Source organism: Pseudoclavibacter sp. Z016, from assembly GCF_002931215.1.
Lineage (GTDB): Bacteria > Actinomycetota > Actinomycetes > Actinomycetales > Microbacteriaceae > Pseudoclavibacter.
The window spans coordinates 220,648-245,846 of sequence record NZ_PSTU01000011.1; the positions used below are offsets into that span (position 1 = coordinate 220,648).

Genomic DNA, 25,199 nt, shown 5'->3' on the forward strand with positions numbered 1-25,199 from the left:
AAGATCTGCTTGAACTGACCGAGTACCGGGGCGAGGGCAGCGTGAGCATCGCCATCCCGGCCTCGAGCGCCCCGAGCGAGTCGGAGGCCCTGCGACTGGAGTTGCGGGCCGCCGTGAGCCATGCGGCGAAGGAGCTCGAGACCCTCGGTCTGGATCGGACGCGCATCGCGAAGATCCTCGATCCAGCGAAGCAGCTCGAGTCCGATCCCGAGTTCTGGCGGGCGCAATCCCGCTCCCTCGTCATCCTCGCGTCCAGTGACCGTTTCCGTACCTTCCGCCTCGCCAACCGCCTCGGCCAGCACGTCGCGGTGGGCGACCGCTTCGACGTCGGCGCACTGCTGCGCGCGACCACGTTCCCGAACTGCGGCTTCGTGCTCGGGCTCTCCCGAGGCGAGGTGACGCTCTTCGAGGTGCTCGCCGACGCGAAGCCGCGCCAGCTGCCCATCGAGGGGCTCCCCGACGATCTCGCGACGGTGCTCGAGCACACGACCACCGGCGGCCGCTTCGACCGGCAGCGCGCGCAGGGAACGACGGGCGACCGGATCGGGCACGAGCGCTTCGCGCGCATCGTGCAGGAGCAGGTCATCCCGATCCTCCGAGACTCGGGTGCCCCGCTCATCCTCGCCGCAACCGGCGACTTCGACACCGCCTACCGGGCCGTGAACGAGTACCCGGGGCTCCTCGAGCAGCGCATCGGCGCCCACCCGGGTTCGCTCGCGCCTGGGGAGCTCGACGCGAAGGCGCGCGGCATCCTCGACGACCACTACCGGGGAGAGATCAACGACTGGCGGGAGGAGTTCGGCACGAAGCGGAGCAACGGCCACGCGACCACCTCCATCAACGAGGTCGCCAAGGCGGCCTCGCAGGGCGCCGTCGCCGAGCTCTACTTCGACATGGACTCGACCCTGGAGGGCGAGCTGGACGAGGACGGCAAGCTCACGCGCGCCGAGACGCCCGGCCCGCACACCTACGCCATCGTGGATGAGATCGCCGCCCGCGCCCTCAAGCACGGCGCCAAGGTGAGGGCCGTCCGGCGTGGCGACCTCGTCGACGGCGCCGAGGTGGCCGCGACGCTGCGGTATCCGCTGAACGCCACGGCGTAGCCGCACCGGCAGCGCTCACGGCAACTACCGACGGGTGCTCGAGCGACACGGCGGGGTGCGGGCTCAGGACGAGCCCGCACCCCGCCGTCGTGTGTGAGGGAGTCGCGTCGGGCGGCGCCGAACTCGCGTCGGGCGCCGCGCGAACTCGCGTTTGGCCCGCCCCACACTCGCGTCAGGCGCCGCCGAAGCGGAGGGCCTCGGCATCGAGGCGGTGCTGCGCCTGCTCGATGGTCCGAGACGAGTAGCTCCCCGACGACCTCGCGTCGAGCAGCGCCAGCTGGGCGTTGTCGAGCAGGATGCGGGTGAGCTCCCGCCGCTGCACGTGCGTGTCCTGCGCGTCCTCGTCGAGGTCGACGGGCTTGGAGAGCAGCCGGCTCATCCGGGAGGCGACGGCCTGCACCTGCTCGAGCAGCTCAGCGTCGTACGCTCCGCCATCAGCACGCCGAAGCTCCGGGTTCGCGAGCGACTCGCGCGCGACGTCGAACACCTCGTCGGCGAGGCTCGCGAGCTCCCGGGCGTCCGCGTCGGCGTCCGTGCCGGTGACCCCGAGCTTCCTGATGAGAAGCGGGAGGGTGCCGCCCTGCACGACGAGCGTCACGATCGCCACCGTGAAGGCGATCAGCACGAGCTGCGGCCGATACGGAAAATCCGCGGGCAGCGACTGCGCCGCCGCGAGCGTGACGACCCCGCGCATCCCGGACCACGCCAGGACGGCCCCGCCTCGCCAGCCGAGCCCCTCGTCGCGATAGAACGCGATGTCGGCGCTCGCGCGCTTGGCCCGGTCGACGAGGCGCGGCCGCGTGCTCGCGAGTCCGGGGGCGGTCACCCGCTTGAGGAACTGCTCGACGCGAGGCGCGACGAGCTCGGCTCGGCGCTGCTCCCTGCGGAGCATCAGCACGAGCGGGATGACGAACAGCACCCGGATGACGACCAGCGCGATCGTCGCGAGCAGGCCGATGCCGACAGCGTGCAGCAGCCCGATGCCGTCCGCGTCGCCGTCCACGGACTCGATGAGCGCCGCCAGCTCGAAGCCCATGAGGAGGAAGACGCCGTTCTCCAGCAGGAGCTGCGCCGTGCGCCAGTTCGTGCGCTCGCTGATGCGATCCTGCGGGCTGAACCGGCTCGCACTGGCGTGCCCCGTGATGAGTCCCGCGACCACGACCGCGAGCACACCGGAGCCACCGACCTCCTCCGTCGGCACGTAGGCCAGGAAGGGCACGGTGAACGAGATCGCCGTGGTCAGCACGGCGCTGTCGAGCTTGGAGCGCACGTACACGGTGACCGCGCCGACCACGGCGCCGAGGACGACGGCCAGGGTCACGGCGAGCACGAAGTCACCGACAGCTCCCCAGAACGACAGCGCTCCCGCCGTCGCCGCGATCGCGCTGCGGAGCATGACGAGCGCCGTCGCATCGTTCACGAGGCCCTCGCCCTCGAGCACCGTCACGAGGCGCGGAGGAAGGCCGAGCCGCTTGCCGACCGCCGTCGCGGCCACCGCATCCGGCGGGCTGATGACGGCCCCGAGCGCGATCGCGGCGGCGAGGTTCAGGTCGGGGAGAAGCGCGTAGAGGAGCAGCCCGCTGCCGAACGCCGAGATGATGACGAGCAGCACCGACAGTCCCGTGATGGAACGCAGGTTGCGGCGGAAATCCGCGAGCGGAACGTTCACGGCGGCCGAGTAGAGGATGGGCGGCAGCACGATCGTGAGGATCAGCTCAGGGGGGAACTCGAAGTCAGGGACCCCGGGCAGATAGCCGACCCCGATGCCGACGAGCACCAGCAGGATGGGCGCCGCGACCCCCAGCTTGGGCGCGATGGCGGCCACGGCGACGATGATGAGGACCGCCGCCACACCGAAGACTGCGAGTTCGAGCTCCATGGAACAGCAGACTAATCGGCCACGGCCGTGATCCCGGTCGCTCGCGCGCGTCGCAATGTTGCACTCCATTTCGGCGGGTGACGCACCCGGACTCCCGGCTGTGACGCGCGGAACTACGATCGGGCAACCCAGAACACCGCGGCTGCTGCGCTCCGCGGTGCTCGGACACCGGATCCCGTGAGAGAGGCATCATGTCGAGACGACCAAGCCCCGGACGATTCACGGTCGGGCTCGCGCTCCAGGGCGCAGGCTGGCACCCAGCCGCGTGGACGGTGCTGCCACGCGGTGACGGGACTCGGCTCACGGAGCTCGGCTACTGGCGCGATCTCGTCCAGCACGCCGAGCGCGCCGGCATCGACTACGTCACCTTCGAGGACGCCTACCAGATCGAGGGGAGCGCCCCGGACTGGGAGGCATCTCGCGATCTCGCCGAGGTGTCGCTCGACGCGACCCTGCTCGCGGCCGCCCTCGCCCCACACACCAAGCGGATCGGGCTCGTCCCCACCATCGGCCTCACGCACGCGGAGCCGTTCCACGCTGCCACGAGCATCCAGACCCTCGACTTCGTGTCGCTCGGCCGCGCGGGCCTCCGGGCCAAGCTCAGCGCGAGTGCCGCGGAGGCGGCGAGCTTCGGACGCAAGAGCTCACTCGGCCTCGACGCGATCTTCGCCGAAGGGGCGGACTCGGTCGAGGTCATCCGGCGGCTCTGGGACAGCTGGGAAGACGACGCCGTCATCCGCGACGAGCCGACGGGCCGATTCATCGACGCGGACCGCCTGCACTACGCGGACTTCGAGGGCGAGCACTTCAGCGTGAAGGGGCCCTCCATCGTGCCGCGCTCGCCGCAGGGGCAGCCGCCGGTCTTCGCGCTCGCGCAGACGCAGGACGCGTTCGAGTTCGCGGCGCGGCAGGCCGACGTCGTGTTCGTCACGCCCGGCCGAGCCACGGTCGCCGAGCTCCTCGCCGCGATCCGGGAGGCAGAGCAGCGCGTTGGCCGCACGGGCGAGCCCCTCCGCGTCGTCGCCGACCTGGAGATCTTCCTCGGCGACGAGGACGGGTCGACCGAGGAGCACTTCCGAGCGCTCGACGAGCGCGTCCGCGCAGACTCCGGATACCGCAGCGACACCAGAGTCGTGGTCAGGTCCAACGTGACGACCGCCGAGCTCATCGCCAAGTACGCGGACGCCGGCCTCGACGGCGTGCGCGTCCGCCCCCTGACCCACGGCGACGTCGCCGAGTTCGTCGACAGGGTGCGCCCCATGCTCGAGGCTCGAGGCATCGTCTCGCCCCCGAACCCCCGCGAGAAGTCACCGAGCCTGCGCAAGACGCTCGGGCTCGAACCGCGCCCCGCGAACCGCTTCGCCGCAGCCCATGCAGACCGCCAAGCGGCTCGCGGCCGCGGCGCCCTCGTCAACGATGGAAAGGCACAGCGCGCATGAGCGGCACGCCCCTCAAGCAGGTCCACCTCGCGGCGCACTTCCCCGGGGTCAACAACACGACCATCTGGACCGACCCGGATGCTGGAAGCCAGATCGACCTCGCCTCCTTCCGGGCCTTCGCGGAGACCGCCGAGCGCGGCAGGTTCGACTACCTGTTCCTCGCCGAGGGGCTTCGGCTTCGCGAGCACAAGGGGCGCATCCACGAGCTCGACGTCGTCGGGCGCCCCAACACGCTCGTGATCCTCGCCGCACTCGCCAGTCTCACCGAGCACATCGGACTCGTCGGCACGCTCTCCTCGACCTTCAACGAGCCGGCAGATCTCGCGAGGCAGCTCGCGACCCTCGACCACCTCTCCGAAGGACGAGCCGGCTGGAACGTCGTCACGTCGAGCGACGCCTTCCACGGCCAGAACTTCCGCCGTGGCGGGTTCCTGGAGTACTCGGAGCGCTACGAGCGGGCCGAGGAGTTCGTGCGGCTCTCGAAGCGTCTCTGGGACGCGTGGGAGGCCGACGCGATCGCCGCCAACCCCGGCCGTGGTGAGTACCTGCGCCCCGGCGGGGTCAGCCGCATCAACCACGTCGGCAAGCACTTCGACGTCGAGACGATCCCGAACGTGCCACGCAGTCCCCAGCGCTACCCGGTCATCGTGCAGGCCGGCGACTCCCCGGCTGGGCGAGACTTCGCATCGGCGAACGCCGAGATCATCTTCTCCCTGCACGCCGCCTTCGAAGACGGCAAGCGGTTCTACGACGACGTCAAGGGCCGCCTGCCCGCAGCTGGCCGCTCACGCGACTCCCTCCTGATCATGCCGGCCGCGACATTCGTGATCGGCGATTCTGAGGCGGATGCCCGCGAGCGGTCCCGCGAGGAAGCCCTCGCCCAGGTCAGCCCGCAGACGGCGATCGCGATGCTCGAGCAGGTGTGGGGGAGGGACCTGTCTGGCGTCGACCCGGACGGCCCGCTGCCCGACCTCGAGCCTGGCGACGAGCGCATCCGCGCCGGTCAGGCGAACGACCTCTCCAAGCAGCGCGCCCAGATCTCCAGGTTCAGGGAGATCGCGGAGCGGGACTCGCTCACCGTGCGCGAGCTGATGGTGAAGCTCAACACGCGGCACACCTTCGTCGGGACCGCGTCGCACATCGCCGACGAGATCTCCCGCTACGTCCAGGGCGGCGCCTCCGACGGGTTCGTCATCGTGCCCTCGCTGATCCCCAACGGGCTCGACCGCTTCGTCGACGGCGTCATCCCAGAGCTGCAGGAGCGCGGCGTGTACCGCGAGGAGTACACGCCTGGGGCCACCCTCCGCGAGACGCTCGGACTGCCGGCGGAGCCGCCATCGGCGGATGCGCCCAGCGGTCAGCTGCTCGGCGCGGGCGGTGCCTCCGCCAGTGCCGCCGGGGCGTGACGATCCAGGAACTCGTACACCTCCACCTCGTCGACGCCGGGGAACGCCCCGGTCGGCATCGCCGCATGCAGTGAGGTGTGGAGGCGGGCGTTCGGGAACGACGCGCCCGCCCACCTCGCCGACAGCTGCTCAGAGGGGCGACGACAGCAGTCGCCGATCGGGCAGGTGGAGGTGTGCCTGCGCGTCGTCTCGCGCCCCGCGAACCATTTCGCGTGCTCGAAGGCCGTGCCGACGCTGACCGAGAAGGTGCCAAGGGGCGTGTTCTGGATGCGCGAGGTGCACCAGTAGGTGCCGACCGGCTTGTCCGTGTACTGGTGGTAGGGGCTGAAGCGGTCCTCGACGTCGAACACCCGCCGTGCGCTCCACTGCCTGCACACGAACTGGCCCTCCACGGCGCCGAGCGCGTCGGTGGGGAAGCTGACGCTGTCGTTCTCGTAGGCCTTCGAGATGACCCCGGACTCGCTGACCTTCAGGAAGTGGACCGGGATGCCGAGGTGATGCGTGCTGAGGTTCGTGAACCGGTGGGCTGCGGTCTCGTAGCTCACCCCGTACGCGTCCCGGAGGTCCTCGACCGACAGCGCCCGACGTTGCTGGGCCGCACCCATGAGCTTCGCGGCCCCCAGCTCCGGGATCAGGAGCGCCCCGGTGAAGTAGTTCGTCTCGACGCGCTGCAGGAGGAACTCGGCGTAGTCGCGCGGTGCCTCGTGGCCGAGCACGTAGCTCGAGATGGTCTGCAGGATGATCGATCGTGGGTCGGCATCCGCCGACTGGGCCAGGGGCACATAGATGCGACCGTGTCTCCGATCGACGACCGAACGGGTCGAGACGGGCAGGTCGCGCACGTAGTGCAGCGTCAGCCCGAGGTGAGCCGCGATGTCGGCCGCGGTGCGCTGCGAGAGCGGCCCATCCTCGTGCCCGACGCTCGTGAGCAGCGCAGAGGCCTGCTCCTCGAGTTCCGCGTAGTAGTTGTCCCGCTCGCGCATGGCGCGCCGCAGCTCGGTGTTGGCTCGTCGAGCCTCCTCGGGGGTCGCCGCCCGCTCTGAGTCGATTCTGGCGAGCTCCCGGTAGAGAGCGAGGATCGTCTCGATGGCCTCATCGCTCAGCGAGCGGCGGATGGGAAGCGGATCGAGGCCGAGCGCGAGGGCGATCCGGCCCGCCTGCGCGCGTTCGAGCTCGACTTCGAGGGACGCGCGCTTCGAGAGCGGGGCGTCGGAGAGCAGCTCGTCGACGCTCACCCCGAAGAGGCGCGCGAAGGCCTGCAGCTCGGTCAGTCGAACCTCGCGCTTCCCGGTCTCGATGGCGGAGATCTGCGAGGGTGCGCGCTTGATGGCGGTGCCGAGCGCCTCGAGGGTGAGGCCCCGCTCCTGCCGTATCGAGCGGATGCGTCGGCCGAGCGTCAGAACGTCGATGTCCATGTGCGCAACCGTGCCACACGCAGCCTTCTGCGCGCTAGAAGAACGGGCAGATTTCTAGTGAGACTTTTCGTCTCGAGCGTTCAGGGCGGCGCAGGATCGACACAACACCAGTTCTTCGAGCAAAGGAGCTCATCATGGACCAGACGACGCCTCATGGAACCGAGTCGGTGCAGGCGAAGGCCGCGAGCATCGAGACGGCCTGGAAGACGGAAGCCCGCTGGAGCGGCATCACACGCGACTTCTCCGCCGAGGACGTCGTCGCGCTGCGGGGGAGCGTCGTCGAGGAGCAGACGCTCGCACGCCGAGGAGCGGAGCGCCTCTGGGACCTCGTGAACGACGACGACGGCAGCTGGGTCGCCGCCCTCGGGGCGCTCACCGGCAACCAGGCCGTGCAGCAGGTGCGCGCCGGCCTCAAGGCCATCTACCTCTCCGGGTGGCAGGTCGCCGCCGACGCGAACCTCTCCGGCCAGACCTACCCGGACCAGAGCCTCTACCCGGCGAACTCCGTACCGGCCGTGGTCCGCCGCATCAACAATGCCCTGCTCCGTGCCGACCAGATCGAGACCGCCGAGGACGGGGCGCCGAGCCGCGACTGGCTCGCGCCCATCGTCGCCGACGCCGAAGCTGGCTTCGGCGGCCCGCTCAATGCCTACGAGCTCATGGCCTCCATGATCCAGGCAGGAGCCGCGGGCGTGCACTGGGAAGACCAGCTCGCGAGCGAGAAGAAGTGCGGTCACATGGGCGGCAAGGTCCTCGTACCGACCCAGCAGCACATCCGCACCCTCAACGCGGCCCGCCTCGCCGCCGACGTCGCCGGCGTGCCCAGCGTCATCATCGCCCGCACCGACTCCCTCGCCGCGAACCTCATCACGAGCGACGTCGACGAGCGCGACCGACCGTTCCTGACGGGCGACCGGACCGCCGAAGGGTTCTACGAGACGAAGCCAGGCATCGAGACCGTGCTCGCCCGCGGGCACGCATACGCCCCGTACGCCGACCTCCTCTGGGTCGAGAGCGGCGAACCCGACCTCGAGCTGGCCCGAACCTTCGCCGAGAGCATCCACGCCGAGTTCCCCGACAAGAAGCTCGCCTACAACTGCTCGCCGTCCTTCAACTGGAAGCGCCACCTCGACGACGAGCAGATCGCCGCGTTCCAGCGTGAGCTCGCTGCCATGGGCTACACCTTCCAGTTCATCACCCTCGCCGGATTCCACGCGCTCAACCACTCCATGTACACGCTCGCCCGCGACTACAGCGCCCGCCACATGAGCGCCTACGTCGACCTCCAGGAGGCCGAGTTCGCAAGCGAGGCCGACGGCTACACGGCGACGAAGCACCAGCGCGAGGTCGGCACCGGCTACTTCGACCGCCTGTCCTCGAGCCTCAACCCCGCCAGCTCCACACTCGCCCTCGTCGGCTCCACCGAGTCCGAGCAGTTCCACTGAACCGCGCGACGTCACGCTCTCCCTCGACTTCCCTGACCCATCGACGCAGAAAGCAGCCATGACCATGAACAGCACACCAGAACCGCGCCTGAAGGTGACGGGGCCGATCGGCGATCGCTTCGACGAGATCCTCACCCGCGAAGCCCTCGAGTTCGTCCTGCGGCTCCACGACCAGTTCGCGGGCAGGCGCCACGAACGCCTCCTCGCCAGGATGGACGGCCGGAAGGCCGTCGAGAACGGCCGCGACTTCCGCTTCCTGAGCGAGACCGCCGCCGTGCGGGAGGACCCGAACTGGCGAGTCGCCGGCGCCGGCCCCGGCCTCGAGGACCGCCGCATCGAGATCACCGGCCCCACTGATCGCAAGATGACCATCAACGCGCTCAACTCCGGAGCGAACGCCTGGCTGGCCGACCTCGAGGACGCGACGAGCCCGACCTGGCAGAACATCGTCGGCGGGCAGGTCTCGCTCCTGGATGCGGTCAGGGAGCGCATCGAGTACACGAGTCCGGAAGGAAAGGAGTACTTGGTCACCGCCGACGAGACGCCGACCATCATCGTCAGGCCCCGCGGCTGGCACCTCGTCGAGAAGCACCTGAGCTACACCGACCGCTCGGGCCAGCAGCGGCCCGCATCCGGTTCACTCGTGGACTTCGGGCTCTACTTCTTCCACAACGCCACGGAGCTGCTGGCGCGCGGACGCGGTCCCTACTTCTACCTGCCCAAGCTCGAGAACCACCTCGAGGCGCGCCTCTGGGACGACGTCTTCACCTTCTCGGAACGGGCCATCGGCATCGAGCACGGCACGATCCGGGCGACCGTGCTCATCGAGACGCTGCCCGCGGCCTTCGAGATGGACGAGATCCTCTACGAGCTGCGCGAGCACTGCGCGGGCCTCAACGCCGGACGATGGGACTACATCTTCAGCTTCATCAAGCACTACCGCTCGCGCGGACCCCAGTACGTCTTCCCCAACCGCGACCGGATCACGATGACGGTCCCGTTCATGCGGGCGTACACGGAGCTGCTCGTGCGAACCTGCCACGCGCGGGGCGCCCACGCGGTCGGCGGCATGAGCGCCTTCATCCCGAACTCCCGCGAGCCCGAGGTCACGGCGCGTGCCCTCGAGAAGGTGCGTGCCGACAAGGCGAGGGAGGCTGCAGACGGATTCGACGGGTCCTGGGTCGCGCATCCGGGACTCATCGACGTCGCGCGCGCAGAATTCGACGCCGTGCTCGGCGGGGCACCCAACCAGCTTGGACGAGACCGCTCTGAGGTCGACGTCACGGCGGCGCAGCTCCTCGACGTGCGCTCGCTGGAGAAGCACGTCACCGACGAGGGGGTGCGCGCCAACGTCTCCGTCGCGCTCCGCTACATCGAGAGCTGGCTGCGCGGGGTGGGTGCCGTCGCGATCGACGGCCTCATGGAGGATGCGGCGACGGCCGAGATCTCACGCTCCCAGCTGTGGCAGTGGATCGCCCAGCAGACCGTGACCGAATCCGGCACGGTGGTGACGCGTGAGCTGGTCGAGTCGCTGCTCGACGGCGCCCTCAGCGACGCGCGGCGCTTCGAGGGCGACCGCTTCGAGGCCGCCGCGCAGATCCTGCGACGGGTCTCGTTGGACGACGAGTTCCCGACGTTCCTGACGATCCCCGCCTACGCGCACCATCTCTGCGAGAGGCCGGTCGCGCGGAGCATCGAGCGTGAGGCGCACCTCGCCGCAGCTTGAGCGGGAGGCAGCCCGGTGCCCGCCGCCGCGGCACGCGAGCAGCGCTGGTGGTTCGGGCGTCTCCGCCTGCCTCCCTGCCCGGGCCGTCAGCGCTGCAGCGGTGCGAGCCCACGCGCCTCGAGGGCGCCCTCGAGGATGCCCACGGCGCGGGGGCCGACGCCGTGCAGGGAGAGCAGGTGCTCGCGGCTCGCGCCGGCGACGTCGCCGAGCAGGGTCTGGCCATCGCCGGCGAGCGCACGGGTCGCGGGAGCCCCTATGCCCAATCGGGCGATCGGCTCGGAGTCCGAGCCAGCCGGCTCCGTCGCGGTCCGGTGGACGCCGAAGCGGTCCTCGGGGTCGATCCGGTCGAGCAGCTTCTGGGAGATCCTGCCGAGCGTGCTGAATTCCTCTGGGGTGAGCGCATCCACGATGAGCTCCCGCACCTTGCCGACGTGGCCGGGTGCGGTCTCCTCGAGGAACAGCATGCCGCTGTCGCTGAGCTTCGCGATCTTCGCCCTGCGGTCGCCCGGGTGGCTCGTGCGCTCGACGTGGCCGCGCTGCTCCAGGCCGAGGACAACACGGGAGAGGCGCGGGAGCGTGGCATTGGTGCGCGTCGCGAGGTCGGTCATCCGGAGGCTCCGGCCCGGCGACTCCGAGAGCACCGCCATCACGAGATACTCGTAGTGCGTGATGCCGGCGTCGTTGCCGAGCTGCGTGTCGAGCGCACCCGGGAGCAGCTCGACGACCCCGATGAAGTGCAGCCACGAGTGCTGCTCGTCCGCGGAGAGCCATCTGGGTTCGGTCATGCCCTCATCCTCGCGCCTTTTACTTGTAGATGCAAGTTCTTGAGTGCTACGGTTCGTGCCATGACGACTTCAGATGGCGACAAGCTCGACGCAGGCACCGGAATGGGCCTCGTCTCACTCCACGTCGGCGACCTCGCCGCGCAATCCGAGTACTACCGCACGGCGCTCGCCCTCGAGCCGATCGCTGAGACCGACGGCGAGATCACGCTCGGTCGAGGAGCCGCCCCGCTCGTGCGCCTCCGGCACACCCCCGGCCTCCCGGTCGCTCCGCGCCGTGCCGCCGGGCTCTTCCATACCGCGCTCCTGTTCGACACGCCGAGCGACCTCGCCGCGACCGTCTACCGGGCGGCCCAGCACCCGCGCTCCCAGTTCGTCGGCTCCTCCGACCACCACGTCAGCGAGGCCTTCTACTTCACCGACCCAGAGGGCAACGGCATCGAGCTCTACACCGACCGTCCGCGTGACACGTGGCTCGACGCCGCCGGGCGCATCGCCATGTCCACCGAGTTCCTCGATCCCAACGCCTATCTGCGAGCCAACCTCGTCGAAGACACCGCGGATGCGCCCCAGAAGGCCGCAGCGGACGTCGGCCACGTGCACCTGCAGGTCGGCGACGTCGACACGGCGAAGAGCTTCTACGTCGACACCCTCGGCTTCGAGACGACGACCACCTATCCAGGAGCGCTCTTCGTGAGCGCGGGCGGCTACCACCACCACATCGCCCTCAACGTCTGGAACAGTGCAGGCGCCGGACCCCGAGCAGCGACCCTGGGCCTCGGCCAGCTCACGATCGAGGTTCCAGAACGGACCGAGCTCGACGCGGTCGCCGACCGGCTCCGCGGCGCCGGCCTCCAGTTCGCCGACGACGGCGCGACCATCACCGTGCTGGATCCCTGGCGCTCCGAGGTCGTGCTCCGCACGCGTGCGCAGGCGGTCGCGGCATGAGCGGGCTCGCGATCAGCACGGCGCTCTCGTCGATCGACGCCTCGAGCAAGCGGCCGATCCTCCTGCTCATGCACGGCTACGGATCGCACGAGGACGACCTCACGAGCCTCCTGCCCTCCCTCGGCGACGGCTTCGACTGGGCCTCCCTGCGCGCGCCCCTCGTCCTCCGCGAGGAGACGCCCGCCGAGGTCGGCTCCTACGCCTGGGTGCCCATCGACCGCCCGGGTCTGCCCGACCCGGCCAAGGCCGCAGCGGCCACGGACGCCGTGCTCGCCTGGATCGACCAGAACACGGCACCGGCCGCGAACGTCATCCCGATCGGCTTCTCTCAGGGCGGGCTCATGGTGACCCAGCTGCTGCGCCGGGAGCCGCAGCGCTTCGAGCGCGGGGTCGTCCTCTCCGGCTTCTCCCTGCAGGGCGAGCAGCCGGGCGACGAGGAGCTCACCAGCATCCGTCCACCCGTGTTCTTCGGGCGCGGGGACCGGGACCAGATCATCAGCGACGCCACCTTCGATCGGACCACCGCGTGGCTGTCCGGTCACGCGACGGCCAGCGAGCACACCTACCCGGGCCTCGCGCACGGCATCTCGCCGCAGGAGCTGGAAGACCTCGCCGGGTTCCTCCGCGCAATGTGACCCTGCGTGTCCTCCTGGTACCTGAGATTTCGGCCGTCCACCTGAGTGGGCGGCCGTCTTCCTAGTCTCTGGACATCCCCGTACCTGGGACGGATCCCGCACTCGGGGTGCGTTCCGCTGAGAAGGAGTCCAGATGACCCGCTCGACCAGACCGCTCTCCGCCGCCGCCCTCGCCGCGGTCGGGATGATGGCGCTCGCCTCGTGCGCGTCGCAGTCTGGAGCGGTTCCGGCGGCCGATGCAGACCCCGTCCAGGGCGGCAACCTGCGCGTCGGCATCCTCAGCGACATCGGATGCATCGACCCGGCCCAGGTCGGCAACAACAACAACGTCAACATCGCCCGCCAGACCGTCGCGTCGCTCACGACGCAGGACGTCGAGACCGGCGAGGTGCTTCCGTGGCTCGCCGAATCCTGGGAGATCTCGGACGACGCGAGGGAGTTCACCTTCACGCTCGCCGAGGGGCCGACCTTCGCCGACGGCACGCCCATCGACGCCGAAGCCGTCAAGGCCAACGCGGAGGGTGTCCAGGCGCTCGGCGCGAAGTCGGCGCTCGGCAATCTGTACCTCGCCGGCCTCGAGTCGGTCACCGTCGTGGACCCGCAGACGGTCACCTACACCTTCGCCGAGCCGTCGGCGCAGTTCCTGCAGGCGACCTCCACCTTCACGCTCGGGCTCGTCTCCACCGAGAGCACGAAGCTCAGCCAGGAAGCGCGCTGCGCCGGCGACTTCATCGGCTCGGGGCCCTTCTCCGTCGAGAGCTACACCCCCAACGCCGAGACGGTCCTCGCCGCCCGCGAGGACTACACGTGGGGTGCCTCGACGACCGGCAACACCGAGCGTCCCTACCTCGACACGATCACGTACTCCGTCATCCCGGAGGCATCGACGCTCACCGGGTCGCTCCAGTCCGGCCAGCTCGACGTCTCGACCGACGTCTCCTTCGTCGACCTCGACGCACTCAAGGGCGCCGGCGCGAACGTGCAGAACCGTGCTAACCCCGGTGTCGTCTACAACCTCATCCCGAATGCCTCGCACCCGATCCTCTCCGACAAGAACGTGCGCCTCGCCGTGCAGAAGAGCATCAACCGCGAGGAGCTCCTCGCCCTCCTGACGCCAGAGGACAGCCCGGCCACGAGCGTGCTCGCCACGTCGACGCCCTACTACAGCGACCAGAGCGACATCCTCGAGTACAACGTCGAGGACGCCGCGAAGCTGCTCGACGAAGCCGGCTGGGTCGAAGGCGCGGACGGCATCCGCGAGAAGGACGGCCAGAAGCTGAGCTTCGAGCTCGCCTACTGGCAGCCGACCACCAACGTCCTCGAGCAGGTGCAGGTCCAGCTCGCCGCCGTCGGCATCGACCTCCAGCTCCGCGAGGCCCCCATCGCCGACGTGACCGCGATCAACGACGGCACGCAGCCGTTCACCTGGGCGAACATCACCCGCGCCGACCCGGACGCGCTCCGCGTGTTCTTCTCGGCTGAGGGCGGCAACAAGTACAACTACCGCGAGGTCGGCCCGATCGACGAGGTGCTCAACTCGCAGGCCGCCATCGTCGATGCGGATGCGCGCCAGACCGAGGTCGACGCGGCTGTCACCCAGCTGCTCGAGGAGGGCTACGCCGTCCCCGTCATCCAGCTCTCCACGAACCTCGTCCAGGCGCCCGGCGTCCAGGGAGTGCAGTTCGAGGCGTCCAGCAGGCTCGACTTCTCGGCAGCCTGGAAGGCCGCGGAGTAACCGTATGGCTCGCTACTTCGCGTGGAGGCTCGCCCTGGGGATCCTGGTCCTCTGGGCGGCCTTCACCCTGTCGTTCCTCCTCCTCTACCTCCTCCCGGGCGACGCGGCGGCCGTGGCCGCGGCCGGCGGCGGAGAGGGGGCCGCCGACCCGGCCGCCATCGAGGCGCTGAGAGCGGAGCTCGGGCTCGACGCTCCGTTCCACGAGCAGTACCTGGCCGCCCTCGGGGGAGCCCTGGTCCTCGACTTCGGCAGCTCCGTGCAGAACGGCATCCCCGCCACCGAGGTGCTCGCCCGCGCGCTCCCGTCGACGGCAACCCTCGCCGGGGCGGCCCTCGTGCTGTCCGTCATCGGCGGCATCGGACTCGCGCTCGTCAGCAACCTCATCCGATCCTCCTGGCTGCGCGGCATCCTCCAATCGCTGCCCTCCCTCGCCATCGCGGTTCCGACGTTCTGGCTCGGGCTCCTGCTCCTGCAGGTCTTCTCCTTCCAGCTCGGCTGGGTGCCAGCCTTCGGCAGCACGGGGTTCGTGGGGCTCATCCTCCCGGCGCTGACGCTCTCGATCCCAACCGGCGCCTACCTTGCCCAGGTGCTCACCCGCAGCCTGCACGAGACCCTCGCCCGGCCCTTCATCGAGCAGGCCAGGGCGAAGGGGGCCGGCGACACACGCATCCTCGTGCGCCACGCGCTCAGGAACGCGGCCCTGCCGACCCTCACGATCGGCGGGGTGCTCGTCGGCCAGCTCCTCGCGGGAACCGTCGTCACCGAGACCGTCTTCTCCCGCGACGGCGTCGGCCGCATGATCGTGACCGCCGTCGCCAACCGCGACATCCCCCTCGTCATGATCGCGGTCGTCTTCGCCGCCGCGATCTTCGTCGTCACCAACCTCATCGTCGACGCGCTCTACCCGCTCGTCGACCCCCGCCTCTCGCACTCCACGAAGCAGCGCCCCGCGACCAAGGGGCGTCCGACACCCCCATCGGCGCCCGGCGCAGCTTCCACGGAGCCCGGCAGGACACGAGCGAACGAGGTCGCAGCATGAACCAGCCCCTCCTCACACCGCCGTCGGACCTCGCTGTGCTGAGTCGCACCGAGCGGTACGTTGCCCCGGGCAGTGCCGGCGGCGCCGCCGCCGAGCGGACCCCGCAGCCCGTGCCTGCCGCCGTGAAGCCGTCGTCGTTCGCGCGCTTCCGCAGCCTCCTGCGCCTGCCGTCCCTCATCCTGGCGGTCGCCGTGCTCGCCACCGTCGTCGCTTGGGCTATCGCGCCGTCGATCTTCACGCCGTACGACGCCATCAACGGCACCCTCCTCGACCGCCTCCAGCCGCCGAGCCCCGCGCACCCCTTCGGCACCGACAACCTGGGCCGAGACACCCTCGCGCGCTTCATCCACGGCTCGCAGACCACCCTCCTCGCGTCCGGCCTCGCCGTCGTCATCGCGCTCGGCACCGGGGCGCTCCTCGGGCTCCTCGCCGGATACCTCCGGGGATTCGTCGACGAGGCGATCATGCGCTTCATGGACGTCATCCTCGCGATCCCCGCCCTGCTGCTCTCGCTCACCATCATCACGGGACTCGGCTTCGGGACGCTCAACATCGCGATCGCGGTCGGCCTCGCGTCCACCGCAGCCTTCGCGCGCATCATGCGCTCGCAGGTCCTCTCGGTTGCCACCGCCGGCTACATCGAGGCGGCGAAGCTCTCGGGCGCTCGCTGGCCGAGCATCATCTTCCGCCAGGTCCTCCCCGCCGCGATCACCCCGGTCCTCGCGCTCGCCGCCATCGAGTTCGGCGCCGCAGTGCTCGCCATCTCCGCCCTCAGCTTCCTCGGCTTCGGAGCCCCGCCGCCCCAGCCGGAGTGGGGCGCCCTCATCTCCGAGGGCCGCGACTACCTGCAGGCCGCTTGGTGGCTCACCACCCTGCCCGGACTCGTGATCGTCGCGGTCGTGCTCTCCACGGCGCGCATCTCGCGCTGGCTCCAAGAACGAGGAGACCGCTCATGACCTCCACACCCCTGACGCAGCAGGCAGGCGGCGAACCGCAGCCGCTCCTGTCCGTCCGCGACCTCCAGCTCGCCTACAAGGGAGCCACGACGCTCGCCGTCGCCGGCGTCTCCTTCGACGTGTACCCGGGGGAGCAGGTCGCCATCGTCGGCGAGTCCGGCTCGGGCAAGACCAGCGTCGCCAAGTCGATCGTCGACCTCCTCCCCGCGAGCACCGCGGTGACCGCGAACGCCCTCCGCTACGACGGCCTCGACCTCACCGCCCTGACGCCGCTCGAATGGCGTGCCGTCCGCGGTGCACGCATCGGCCTCATCCCGCAGGACCCATCGGCGTCTCTGAACCCGCTGCAGACCGTCGGAGCGCAGGTCGCCGAGGTGCTCCTCATCCACGGCCTCGCCACCAAGAAGGACGCACGCGCGCGAGCCGTCGAACTCCTCCAGGACGCAGGCATCCCGGATGCGGCGAAGCGTGCGGCGCAGTACCCCCACCAGTTCTCCGGCGGCATGCGGCAGCGTGTCCTCATCGCGGCCGCGCTCGCAGCCTCGCCCGGCCTCATCATCGCCGACGAGCCGACGAGCGCCCTCGACGTGACCGTCCAACGCCAGATCCTCGACCTCATCGCGGAACGGGCCGCCGTCGCATCCACGGCCGTGCTCTTCATCACCCACGACCTCGGGGTGGCAGCCGACCGGGCCGACCGCATCCTCGTCATGCAGCACGGAGCGATCGTCGAGGCTGGCCCGGCCGCCCAGGTCCTCGAGGACCCGCAGCACCCGTACACGAAGCGACTCGTCGCGGCCGCACCCACCAGGACCTCGACGCGGCTCGCGCCGGCCACCGGCACCCTCGGCATCGACCGCAGCCGCCCGGTGCTGGAGGTCAGGGGACTGAGCAAGACGTTCCGTCTGCCGGGAGGCGCACGGGTCGACGCGACCAAGGACGTCGCCTTCTCGATCGCCCGCGGCGAGAGCTACGCGCTCGTCGGCGAGTCGGGGTCCGGCAAGAGCACGACCGCCCGCCTCGCCCTGCTCCTCGAACGACCGGACCAGGGGAGCATCCGCCTCGACGGCCTCGAAGTCGCCGGCGCCAGAGGCAGCGCCCTGAGAGCCTTCCGCCGCAGGACCGGGCTCGTGCACCAGGACCCCTACTCATCGCTCGACCCGCGCTTCACCGTCGCGGACTCCATCGAGCAGCCGCTGCGGGCCTTCGGGATCGGCGACAAGCAGTCGCGCCGCGCGCGGGTGCTCGAGCTGCTGGACGACGTCGCGCTCCCCGCCGATTTCGCGCACCGGCGCTCGACGCAGCTCTCCGGAGGGCAGCGGCAGCGCGTCGCCATCGCACGAGCACTCGCCCTGAAGCCAGAGCTCATCGTCCTCGACGAAGCCGTCTCCGCCCTCGACGTCTCCGTCCAGGCGCAGATCCTCCAGCTCCTCGTCGACCTCCAGGCCGAGCACTCGCTGAGCTACCTGTTCATCACCCACGACCTCGGGGTCGTCCGCCAGATCGCCGATCGCGTGGGCGTGCTCCGTGGCGGCGAGCTGCTCGAGGAAGGCACCGTCGACGAGGTCTTCGAGCGCAGCACCAACGCGTACACCCGAGCGCTCGTCGATGCCATCCCCGGCGGCAAGCCCACCGAGCGCGTCCTGGAGGCGATCGCATGACATCCGCGGCCAGGCTCATCGACATCGACAGCACCAGGGGAGCCAGGTGCATCGCGGTCCTCGGCGCCGGACCTCGCGGAGCTGGGCTCCTCGAGCGCATCGTCGCCAACTACGACGGGGACACCACGGGCCCGCTTGTCGTGCACCTCATCGACCCGCACCCGCCTGGAGCCGGACGCATCTGGCGAGACGCCCAGTCCGGGCTCCTGAAGCTCAACTCGCTGGCGGCCGACGTCACCATGTTCACCGACGAGACGAGCACCATCGAGGGCCCGGTCAGGCAGGGACCCTCCCTCGTCGAATGGGCTGAGCTCGCGAGCCGCGGCGAGCTGGACGGGTACGACCTCGACGCGGAGGACCAGCAGGTGGCCGACGAGGTGCGCTCACTCGGTCCGGCGAGCTTCCCCACGAGGCGCCTGCAGAGCAGGTACCTGGGCTGGTTCTTCGAGCAGGCGGCGGACTCGGCGCCGGAGGGCCTGACGGTCCTCGTCCATGCCGCGGAGGTGACGGGCGTCACGACGATCGACAGCGGCGCGCAGCGCGTCGAGCTCGACACGGGCGACAGCCTCACCGTCGACGTCGTCGTGTACGCGCTCGGCCATTCCGGAACCCTGGTCCACGAAGGAACGAGAACCGCCGAGCTGAGCGAGTTCGCGGCCCGCCACGACCTCGCCTACGTGCCGCCCTCGTTCACGGCAGACGCAGACTTCAGTGCAGTGGAAGCCGGGGAGCCCGTCATCGTCCGCGGTCTCGGCCTCGCCGCCGTCGACCTGCTCGTGCTGCTCACCGAAGGGCGCGGGGGAGCGTTCCTGCCAGGAGACGAGCCGGGACGCCTCAAGTACCGTCCCTCCGGACGCGAGCCGCGCATCCTCGTCGGCTCCAGGCGGGGCGTTCCCTACCACTCAAAGGTCACGAGCGTGCTCCAGGGGGAGCCGTTCGAGACCCGCTACTTCACCGCGGACATCGCCCGCGAGATCGTTGCCGAGCACGAGATCCTGGACTTCTGCACGCACTTCTGGCCGCTCCTCGCGAAGGAGATGCTGCACGGCTACTACCGCGAGCTCTTCACGGGTCACCCCGACCGAGTGCGCGTGTCCTGGGTCGAGTTCCGAGCCGAGCTCGACCGATTCGCCGCGCAGTCACCCGAACTCCACGAGGCGGTGCTCGCCGCGCTCGTCGACCCGAGCGACGAGCTCGACATCGAGACCTTCGACCACCCCCTGCGCGGGGCCGCGGCAACCGACGTCGGCTCGGTCTCGGTCGCCCTCCACGAGTACATCCGGGAAGACCTCCGCAGGAGGAACAGCCAGCAGCACAGCGAGAACCAGGGGCTCTTCCTCGCCCTCCTCTTCTCCTTCATGACCTTCGTCGAATTCCAGGATGCCCCCAACTGGTCGCCGGCCTCGCTCGCCGGAGACGTTCGCGTCTGGTGGAAGGGCTTCTTCAGCTACGTCGCGTCCGGCCCGCCAGGACACCGTCTCGACGAGCTCCTCGCGCTCAGCGAGGCCGGTGTCGTGCACTTCCTGGGCGGCGAGCTGCGCGTCTGGGAGGACGAGGAGGCAGGCCTCTTCCGGGCCAAGGGCACGACGCTCGAGCGACAGGTGTCGGCCCGCGCGCTCATCGACGCCTGGCTTCCCGAGGCCGACGTCGCCCACACCGACAACCTGGCGCTCAGGCAGCTCATCGAGTCGGGCGAGGGGCGCGAGCGCATCGCCGCCACCCCGGAGGGCAGCCTCGCCACCGGCGTCATCGAGGTGCGTCGCGAGGACTCGAGGATCGTGCAGGCAGACGGGACGACGCATCCCCGTCGGTTCGCCATCGGCCCGTACACGTCCAATCCATTCGTCGGGGCGTTCTCCCGCCCCCGGACCAACGCCGTCTCGTTCCGCGAGAACGACGCCGTCGCCCTGAGTACGTTGAGACTCGTCGGCGAGATCAGCAGAGAGAACGAGGAGAGGGAACAGCATGAGCACGCAGCAGAGCACCACTACCGGAGACCACTTCAGCGCACGCTGGGCGGTCTGGCACGAAAGTCGTGAGCGCGCGGTCCGTGCCCCGTACGGGCCGGCGGCCCTCGTCGCGACCAACTGGCTCGCCGACGGCGTCGAGCTCGAACTCGATGGCGTCGCGGGAACCTGGAGCATCGTCGACGGCGCCGTCGTGGGCAGCGGGCTCGCTGAGAGCGGGTACGTGGACGCCTCCGGCTCCGGAGTCGGCGACCGCGTGGCCCTGAAGACGGGCGAGGAGCTCCGCGACGGTGCGCGCATCCTCCGGGCGTTCGCGCGCGACGATCAGCGCGCCCTCCGAGTGCTCGACCCCGAGGCGTCGGGGCGAGCCGCGCTCCTCGGCATCGACAGCTACCAGCCCGACGACGACTACGTCGTGTCCGCGAGCTTCCGTCCCTCGACCGAGCAGGTCGACGTGCTCCAGGCGGACGGCTACGTGTCCAGGAAGGACCTCGGCGGGAAGCTCGACTTCGAGCTCGGCGGCTCGGCGTTCTCGATCGACGCCGACCACACCGAGGCAGGACTCCAAGTCGTGTTCGCCGACACGACGAGCGGTGTCGAGAGCTACCGTTTCCGGTTCCTGACCGTCCCAGCCCCCGAGGCCGACGGGGCGACGACGATCGACTTCAATCGCGCCTACCTGCCGCCGTGCGCCTTCAGCGACCACTTCGTCTGCCCGACGCCTGCCGCCGACAACCGACTCAGCGTGCCGGTCAGAGCTGGCGAGCGGAACGCCATCAAAGCCTGACGCCAACGTCCAGTCGCTGACGACGATCGCGAACCGCGCCCGACGGAACCCAACCCGGAGCGCGGTTCGCGATCACTCGTCCGGATCGATCACTCGTCCGGGTCAAGCAGGGGCCGCTCGTCGCGGCCGCGGATGCGATCGATCTCTCGACGCTCCCGCTTCGTCGGACGCCCGGCCCCACGGTCGCGGTACGCGATGGGGGCGGCGAACTCCCGAGGGGGAGGCGGAGGGGAGTTGTCGATGAGGGCCTTCGCCGCGATCGGCGCGCCGACGCGCTTCTTGAGGAGCTCCTGCGCGACGAGGACCCGGTCGCGGTCGGTCCGAACCCGAACCTCGTCGCCGACGTGGATGCGCTGCGCTGGCTTGGCCCGATCGCCGTCGATCTTGACGTGCCCGGCCTTGCAGGCCGCAGTCGCGGCGCTGCGCGTCTTGTAGATGCGGACCGCCCAGAGCCACACGTCGACCCGCACGGACGCGGGTCCAGGCTGGTGGTAGCCGTGCTCGTCTCGGTCCATCCGATGATCGTATCGAGTTCGCGCGGCTGCGCCCAGCGGTCGTGCACAGACGCGCGAGGCGTGCCACTGCGACAATGACGTCATGGCAGGCGACCGGCACGACAGCCCGATGCGGTGGGCGACGCTGCCCAACGCCATCTCGGTGGCACGACTGCTCGTCTTCGTGCCCCTCACCATCTGGCTTGCCGCCGACGGCCGGGAGCTGGCCGCCACCCTGAGCCTCGCTGCGTTCGGGGCCACCGACTGGATCGACGGCTTCCTCGCGCGCCGCCTCGGGCAGGTCTCCCGAGTGGGGGAGGTCCTCGACCCGGTCGCCGACCGGCTCGGCATCATCATCATCGGCTTCGGCCTTGCACTCCTCGACTACTTCCCGTGGTTCGTGCTGGTCACGATCTTCCTCTGCGACCTGGCGCTGCTCGTCATCGGGCTGGCGCGGCTCGAGCGGGTCCGCGAGGGGCGCGTGAACCTGCTCGGCAAGGCCAGGTCGGCGTTCATCATGGTCGCCATGCCGCTCCACCTGCTGTCGTACGCCGAGCAGGTCCCCGCCGAGCCGCTGCGCACCATCACGTGGTGGATGCTGCTGATCGGGACGGTCCTGCACGTCGCAGCAGGAGCCGTCTACGCGGTCAGGTACCTGCGCCGCCGGGCTCCGTGACGAAGTCGATGAGCTCCTCCACCCGGCCGAGCAGCGACGGCTCCAAGTCCCGGTAGTCGCGGACGCGCTCCAGGATGCGCTGCCAGGCCCTTGCCGTGTCCGCCTGCTCCTCTGCGGGCCAGCCGAGCGCTCTGCAGATGCCCTTCTTCCAGTCCTGCCCTCGGGGAATGACGGGCCAGGCCTTGAGTCCGAGGCGCTCGGGCTTCACCGACTGCCACACGTCGACGTACGGGTGGCCGACGACCCGCACGTGCGAGGCGCCGAAGCGCCGCGTGATGTCGTCGGCGATGCGCTGCTCCTTCGAGCCCTTGACGAGATGATCGAGCAGCACTCCGACGCGGCGCGTCGGGCTCGGTCCGAACACCGTCAGCACTTCGGCGAGGTGGTCGGCGCCCTGCAGGTACTCGACGACGACCCCGTCGATGCGCAGGTCGTGGCCCCAGACCTTCTCGACGAGCTCGGCGTCGTGCTTGCCCTCAACGAAGATTCGCCCGGCCCTCGCGGTCCTCGCCTTGGCATCGGCGACGTGGAAGGAGCCGGACGCGCTGCGTGCGCGCCCAGACTGCTGCTTGGCCGCCGGGGGCCCGAGCAGGACGGCCTCGTCCTCGAGCAGGAAGATCGAATCGGCCGGGAACGCCTTGCGCTGGCCGTCGAAGTCCTGCAGCGTCACCGTCTGCTTGTTCGCCGACGCGAGGCGGCCGTAGAAGCCGCTGGCCGCATCCTCGAGCCACATGCCGCTCGCCATGGGCACCTTGCGCGTGAGCGGCGCGGACTTGCGTTCGCGCATGCGGGCGATGGGGTCGCCCGCATAGCGGTCATCGGACCCAGCGCGGCCGTCGAAACTCGCGCGATCGCCGGAGGAGGAGACGTCTAGCACCCCGAAAGTGTACGCCGAGGGTGAAAATGGGGTTCGATTTCCCCGCTCGTTTCGACAACACTCAGTCGTCTGACGCACAATGGCAGGCGGTGCTGCTGCAATTAACCGACCGGAATTCGGGCACCCCCGATTCCGCTACGCTTGAGCATCGACTCGAGGAGGCAAATATGGCTGGTTCTGACGCTGAGGCGCGAACCCCTGAAGGCGACGGCGTCGTCGATGAGCAGACGCAGTCTTCGACGATGTCGTTCACCGGCGATTTCAGCGCGCAGCTCGCTGCGCTGATCGCAGGTGGCGTGTCGAAGGAGGAGATGGAGTCCATCAGCGCGCTCCCCTCCGGGTCCGCGCTCCTGATCGTCCGTCGCGGTTCCAACGTGGGAGCCAGGTTCCTGCTCGATACCGACCTCCAGGTCGCTGGCAGGCACCCGAACGCGGAGATCTTCCTCGACGACGTCACGGTGTCCCGTCGTCACGCCGAGTTCACGCGGCACGGCCGCGAGTTCCACATGCGCGATCTCGGTTCGCTCAACGGCACGTACTACAACGGCGAGCGCATCAACTCCGCCGTCCTGACCAACGGCGGCGAAGTGCAGGTCGGCAAATTCCGCCTCACTTTCTACAGCTCCCCGCTTGACACCAGCCTGACTTCCGCGTCTGCCGGGAACTGATCGTGGCCGCTATGGCGGCGGCGGCTTCTGCGCGGGGACCAGGTCGGACGCTCAGCATCGGTCAGGTGCTGCAGCGGCTGAACGTCGAGTTCCCGGAGCTGAGCCCCTCCAAGCTCCGCTTCCTCGAGGACAAGGGCCTCGTGCACCCCGAGCGAACGCCGAAGGGGTATCGCAAGTTCTCCGCGGCCGACGTCGCTCGCCTGCGCGAGGTGCTCACCATGCAGCGCGACCTCTACCTGCCGCTCAAGGTGATCGCCGAGTACTTCGACGACCTCGACCGCGGCCTCGAGCCCGAGCTTCCGGGATCGCGGGCACCGCAGCGGCAGACCATGCTCGCCGCGGGCACGGTCCTCGATCGTGCGCAGCTTCTCGAGCGGTCTGGGGCGAAGCCCGCGCTGCTCGAGCAGGCCGTGAGCGCCGGACTCATCCCAGCGGCGAGTCGGTACCAGGAAGACGAGCTCACCATGCTGAGCACGCTCGTGGAGCTCGAGCGAGTGGGCATCGAGCCCCGCCACCTGCGCCCCTTCCGCGCTGCCGCTCACCACGAGTTCGGGCTCATCGAGCAGGCGCTCTCGACGAACGCGCGGCGAGCACGCTCGCAGGGTGAGGCCGTCGAGCGCGCCAACGAGCTCGCCGAGCACCTCGGCTCGGTTCGCCGGTCCCTCATCCGCCAAGCGGTTCGCGGTCGCAGGTAGGTTCATCCTCCACTTGAACGTGAAGTGGATTCTCGAGCCACGATCTCGTGCCACGACACGCCGCAGGCCTGCCGTGGAGGCCTGAAATCCGGGGCAAGTCGGGTCAGGATCACATCGTTGTCGTTCGGAAGTAGCCGAGCGGCATGCACTCCAATAGAATCGACCCAGACGGCTCGGGACTTACCTCAAGTTCCCTTGTGGTACAAGGCTTCCCCAGGGCGCATCTGCTCCCCGGAGCGCAGGGCTTGCTCCAGGAGTACGGGGCGCTGAGTTGGTCGAAAACGTGTGAAAGGTGCAGGCATGAGCGAGCAGGGACAGGGCGACGCGCCAACCGGCGGCGAGTTGGTCTTCACCGACGGCATTCCGGACCTCGATCCGGGCTCCGGGTACCGTGGCGCCGTTGCCGCTCGTGCCGCGGGCATCACCTATCGGCAGCTCGACTACTGGGCTCGCACCGGTCTGGTCGAGCCGACGGTTCGAGGGGCGAAGGGTTCTGGCTCCCAGCGTCTCTACTCGTTCCGCGACATCCTCGTCCTCAAGCTCGTGAAGCGACTGCTCGAGACGGGCATCTCGCTCCAGCAGATCCGCACGGCGGTCGACCAGCTCGCCGAGACCGGCGTCGTCGACCTCGCGCAGACGACGCTCATGTCGGACGGCGCAAGCGTCTACCTGTGCACCTCGAACGACCAGGTCATCGACCTCGTGCACCGCGGGCAGGGCGTGTTCGGCATCTTCGTCGGCCAGGTGCTCCGCGAGGTCGAGTCGACACTCGTCGACTTCGAGCAGCAGACGCTCGACCCCGTCGACGAGCTCGCAGCTCGCCGCGCCAGCCGCGCGAGCTGAACCCGCAGGCGGCCCCGTTGCCG

General features: G+C 69.8%; 22 protein-coding genes. 17 read left to right on the forward strand and 5 right to left on the reverse strand.

Translation table 11 applies throughout. The features are described from left to right. Positions 1-41 precede the first annotated feature (41 nt). Positions 42-1,103: a hypothetical protein gene (locus C5B99_RS07230; RefSeq protein WP_104241102.1), complete on the forward strand. Its 1,062-nt coding sequence runs from the start codon at positions 42-44 to the stop codon at positions 1,101-1,103. Positions 1,104-1,275: 172 nt separating this feature from the next. On the opposite strand, the gene C5B99_RS07235 is transcribed toward C5B99_RS07230, so the two are convergent. Then, entirely contained in the window at positions 1,276-2,982 is a 1,707-nt protein-coding gene (locus tag C5B99_RS07235) for a sodium:proton antiporter (protein WP_104241103.1), read from the reverse strand. Positions 2,983-3,173: 191 nt separating this feature from the next. On the opposite strand from C5B99_RS07235, the gene C5B99_RS07240 reads away from it, so the two are divergent. After that, entirely contained in the window at positions 3,174-4,421 is a 1,248-nt protein-coding gene (locus C5B99_RS07240) for an LLM class flavin-dependent oxidoreductase (RefSeq protein ID WP_104241104.1), read from the forward strand. Next, the gene (locus C5B99_RS07245) at positions 4,418-5,827 is read left to right on the forward strand and encodes an NtaA/DmoA family FMN-dependent monooxygenase (RefSeq protein WP_104241105.1); all 1,410 of its coding nucleotides are present in this window, start codon (positions 4,418-4,420) and stop codon (positions 5,825-5,827) included. The genes C5B99_RS07240 and C5B99_RS07245 overlap by 4 nt, the downstream gene beginning before the upstream one ends. On the opposite strand, the gene C5B99_RS07250 is transcribed toward C5B99_RS07245, so the two are convergent. After that, positions 5,779-7,242 carry an XRE family transcriptional regulator gene (locus tag C5B99_RS07250; RefSeq protein ID WP_104241106.1) on the reverse strand — a complete coding sequence of 488 codons (1,464 nt, stop codon included), beginning with the start codon at positions 7,240-7,242 and terminating at the stop codon, positions 5,779-5,781. The two genes, C5B99_RS07245 and C5B99_RS07250, sit on opposite strands and share 49 nt — an antisense overlap. Positions 7,243-7,376: 134 nt before the next feature. Between C5B99_RS07250 and aceA the strand changes: the two genes are divergently transcribed. Together aceA and aceB are read left to right on the forward strand one after the other, a co-directional pair. Continuing rightward, positions 7,377-8,687, forward strand: coding sequence for an isocitrate lyase (gene aceA, locus C5B99_RS07255; protein ID WP_104241107.1), 1,311 nt, complete (start codon positions 7,377-7,379; stop codon positions 8,685-8,687). 58 nt (positions 8,688-8,745) lie between these two features. After that, complete coding sequence (aceB, locus tag C5B99_RS07260) at positions 8,746-10,413, forward strand: malate synthase A (protein WP_104241108.1); 1,668 nt, start codon at positions 8,746-8,748, stop codon at positions 10,411-10,413. An 86-nt stretch (positions 10,414-10,499) separates the two neighbouring features. On the opposite strand, the gene C5B99_RS07265 is transcribed toward aceB, so the two are convergent. Next, complete coding sequence (locus C5B99_RS07265; RefSeq protein WP_104241109.1) at positions 10,500-11,198, reverse strand: MarR family transcriptional regulator; 699 nt, start codon at positions 11,196-11,198, stop codon at positions 10,500-10,502. Between the two features lie 60 nt (positions 11,199-11,258). Here C5B99_RS07265 and C5B99_RS07270 point away from each other — a divergent pair, with 60 nt between their 5' ends. The 8 genes from C5B99_RS07270 (at position 11,259) to C5B99_RS07305 (ending at position 20,923) form a co-directional block, all read left to right on the forward strand. Continuing rightward, the gene (locus C5B99_RS07270; RefSeq protein WP_104241110.1) at positions 11,259-12,143 is read left to right on the forward strand and encodes a VOC family protein; all 885 of its coding nucleotides are present in this window, start codon (positions 11,259-11,261) and stop codon (positions 12,141-12,143) included. Continuing rightward, positions 12,140-12,778 carry an alpha/beta hydrolase gene (locus C5B99_RS07275; protein ID WP_104241111.1) on the forward strand — a complete coding sequence of 213 codons (639 nt, stop codon included), beginning with the start codon at positions 12,140-12,142 and terminating at the stop codon, positions 12,776-12,778. Before C5B99_RS07270 ends, C5B99_RS07275 begins: the two co-directional genes overlap by 4 nt. 133 nt (positions 12,779-12,911) lie before the next feature. Then, entirely contained in the window at positions 12,912-14,513 is a 1,602-nt protein-coding gene (locus tag C5B99_RS07280) for an ABC transporter substrate-binding protein (RefSeq protein WP_104241112.1), read from the forward strand. 4 nt (positions 14,514-14,517) lie between these two features. Then, complete coding sequence (locus C5B99_RS07285) at positions 14,518-15,552, forward strand: ABC transporter permease (protein WP_104241113.1); 1,035 nt, start codon at positions 14,518-14,520, stop codon at positions 15,550-15,552. Then, positions 15,549-16,508: an ABC transporter permease gene (locus tag C5B99_RS07290; protein ID WP_104242015.1), complete on the forward strand. Its 960-nt coding sequence runs from the start codon at positions 15,549-15,551 to the stop codon at positions 16,506-16,508. Before C5B99_RS07285 ends, C5B99_RS07290 begins: the two co-directional genes overlap by 4 nt. Beyond that, positions 16,505-18,169, forward strand: a complete 1,665-nt coding sequence (locus tag C5B99_RS07295; protein WP_181064960.1) for an ABC transporter ATP-binding protein — start codon at positions 16,505-16,507, stop codon at positions 18,167-18,169. Before C5B99_RS07290 ends, C5B99_RS07295 begins: the two co-directional genes overlap by 4 nt. Continuing rightward, complete coding sequence (locus C5B99_RS07300; protein ID WP_219819626.1) at positions 18,166-20,208, forward strand: FAD/NAD(P)-binding domain-containing protein; 2,043 nt, start codon at positions 18,166-18,168, stop codon at positions 20,206-20,208. Before C5B99_RS07295 ends, C5B99_RS07300 begins: the two co-directional genes overlap by 4 nt. Continuing rightward, positions 20,135-20,923 carry a DUF1684 domain-containing protein gene (locus C5B99_RS07305; RefSeq protein ID WP_104241114.1) on the forward strand — a complete coding sequence of 263 codons (789 nt, stop codon included), beginning with the start codon at positions 20,135-20,137 and terminating at the stop codon, positions 20,921-20,923. The genes C5B99_RS07300 and C5B99_RS07305 overlap by 74 nt, the downstream gene beginning before the upstream one ends. Positions 20,924-21,012: 89 nt before the next feature. On the opposite strand, the gene C5B99_RS07310 is transcribed toward C5B99_RS07305, so the two are convergent. Further along, a complete protein-coding gene (locus tag C5B99_RS07310) occupies positions 21,013-21,438 on the reverse strand; it encodes an RNA-binding S4 domain-containing protein (protein ID WP_104241115.1) in 426 nt (141 codons plus the stop codon). Positions 21,439-21,520: 82 nt separating this feature from the next. Between C5B99_RS07310 and C5B99_RS07315 the strand changes: the two genes are divergently transcribed. Then, positions 21,521-22,093, forward strand: a complete 573-nt coding sequence (locus tag C5B99_RS07315; RefSeq protein WP_104241116.1) for a CDP-alcohol phosphatidyltransferase family protein — start codon at positions 21,521-21,523, stop codon at positions 22,091-22,093. Here the strand turns inward: C5B99_RS07315 and C5B99_RS07320 are convergent. Then, on the reverse strand, positions 22,065-22,880 hold the full coding sequence (locus C5B99_RS07320) for a DUF3097 family protein (RefSeq protein WP_104242019.1): 816 nt from the start codon (positions 22,878-22,880) through the stop codon (positions 22,065-22,067). The genes C5B99_RS07315 and C5B99_RS07320 overlap by 29 nt on opposite strands. Before the next feature lie 257 nt (positions 22,881-23,137). Between C5B99_RS07320 and C5B99_RS07325 the strand changes: the two genes are divergently transcribed. From C5B99_RS07325 to C5B99_RS07335, 3 genes are all read left to right on the forward strand, one after another. After that, positions 23,138-23,638 (forward strand): FHA domain-containing protein, encoded by a 501-nt coding sequence (locus C5B99_RS07325; RefSeq protein ID WP_068478243.1) that lies wholly within the window; start codon positions 23,138-23,140, stop codon positions 23,636-23,638. A gap of 65 nt (positions 23,639-23,703) precedes the next feature. Then, on the forward strand, positions 23,704-24,333 hold the full coding sequence (locus tag C5B99_RS07330) for a MerR family transcriptional regulator (protein ID WP_308471360.1): 630 nt from the start codon (positions 23,704-23,706) through the stop codon (positions 24,331-24,333). Positions 24,334-24,633: 300 nt separating this feature from the next. Further along, positions 24,634-25,176: a MerR family transcriptional regulator gene (locus C5B99_RS07335; protein WP_104241118.1), complete on the forward strand. Its 543-nt coding sequence runs from the start codon at positions 24,634-24,636 to the stop codon at positions 25,174-25,176. The last annotated feature ends 23 nt before the right edge of the window (positions 25,177-25,199 follow it).

Excerpts from the sequence above, each read along its gene's own strand:
- C5B99_RS07250 (WP_104241106.1), bottom strand. The coding sequence starts at position 7,242 with ATGGACATCGACGTTCTGACGCTCGGCCGACGCATCCGCTCGATACGG.
- C5B99_RS07275 (WP_104241111.1), top strand. The coding sequence starts at position 12,140 with ATGAGCGGGCTCGCGATCAGCACGGCGCTCTCGTCGATCGACGCCTCG.
- C5B99_RS07335 (WP_104241118.1), top strand. The coding sequence starts at position 24,634 with ATGAGCGAGCAGGGACAGGGCGACGCGCCAACCGGCGGCGAGTTGGTC.
- C5B99_RS07270 (WP_104241110.1), top strand. The coding sequence starts at position 11,259 with ATGACGACTTCAGATGGCGACAAGCTCGACGCAGGCACCGGAATGGGC.
- C5B99_RS07295 (WP_181064960.1), top strand. The coding sequence starts at position 16,505 with ATGACCTCCACACCCCTGACGCAGCAGGCAGGCGGCGAACCGCAGCCG.
- C5B99_RS07235 (WP_104241103.1), bottom strand. The coding sequence starts at position 2,982 with ATGGAGCTCGAACTCGCAGTCTTCGGTGTGGCGGCGGTCCTCATCATC.
- C5B99_RS07285 (WP_104241113.1), top strand. The coding sequence starts at position 14,518 with ATGGCTCGCTACTTCGCGTGGAGGCTCGCCCTGGGGATCCTGGTCCTC.
- C5B99_RS07305 (WP_104241114.1), top strand. The coding sequence starts at position 20,135 with ATGAGCACGCAGCAGAGCACCACTACCGGAGACCACTTCAGCGCACGC.
- C5B99_RS07290 (WP_104242015.1), top strand. The coding sequence starts at position 15,549 with ATGAACCAGCCCCTCCTCACACCGCCGTCGGACCTCGCTGTGCTGAGT.
- C5B99_RS07315 (WP_104241116.1), top strand. The coding sequence starts at position 21,521 with ATGGCAGGCGACCGGCACGACAGCCCGATGCGGTGGGCGACGCTGCCC.
- aceB (WP_104241108.1), top strand. The coding sequence starts at position 8,746 with ATGACCATGAACAGCACACCAGAACCGCGCCTGAAGGTGACGGGGCCG.
- C5B99_RS07240 (WP_104241104.1), top strand. The coding sequence starts at position 3,174 with ATGTCGAGACGACCAAGCCCCGGACGATTCACGGTCGGGCTCGCGCTC.
- C5B99_RS07300 (WP_219819626.1), top strand. The coding sequence starts at position 18,166 with ATGACATCCGCGGCCAGGCTCATCGACATCGACAGCACCAGGGGAGCC.
- C5B99_RS07280 (WP_104241112.1), top strand. The coding sequence starts at position 12,912 with ATGACCCGCTCGACCAGACCGCTCTCCGCCGCCGCCCTCGCCGCGGTC.
- C5B99_RS07245 (WP_104241105.1), top strand. The coding sequence starts at position 4,418 with ATGAGCGGCACGCCCCTCAAGCAGGTCCACCTCGCGGCGCACTTCCCC.
- aceA (WP_104241107.1), top strand. The coding sequence starts at position 7,377 with ATGGACCAGACGACGCCTCATGGAACCGAGTCGGTGCAGGCGAAGGCC.
- C5B99_RS07310 (WP_104241115.1), bottom strand. The coding sequence starts at position 21,438 with ATGGACCGAGACGAGCACGGCTACCACCAGCCTGGACCCGCGTCCGTG.
- C5B99_RS07265 (WP_104241109.1), bottom strand. The coding sequence starts at position 11,198 with ATGACCGAACCCAGATGGCTCTCCGCGGACGAGCAGCACTCGTGGCTG.
- C5B99_RS07320 (WP_104242019.1), bottom strand. The coding sequence starts at position 22,880 with ATGCGCGAACGCAAGTCCGCGCCGCTCACGCGCAAGGTGCCCATGGCG.
- C5B99_RS07325 (WP_068478243.1), top strand. The coding sequence starts at position 23,138 with ATGGCTGGTTCTGACGCTGAGGCGCGAACCCCTGAAGGCGACGGCGTC.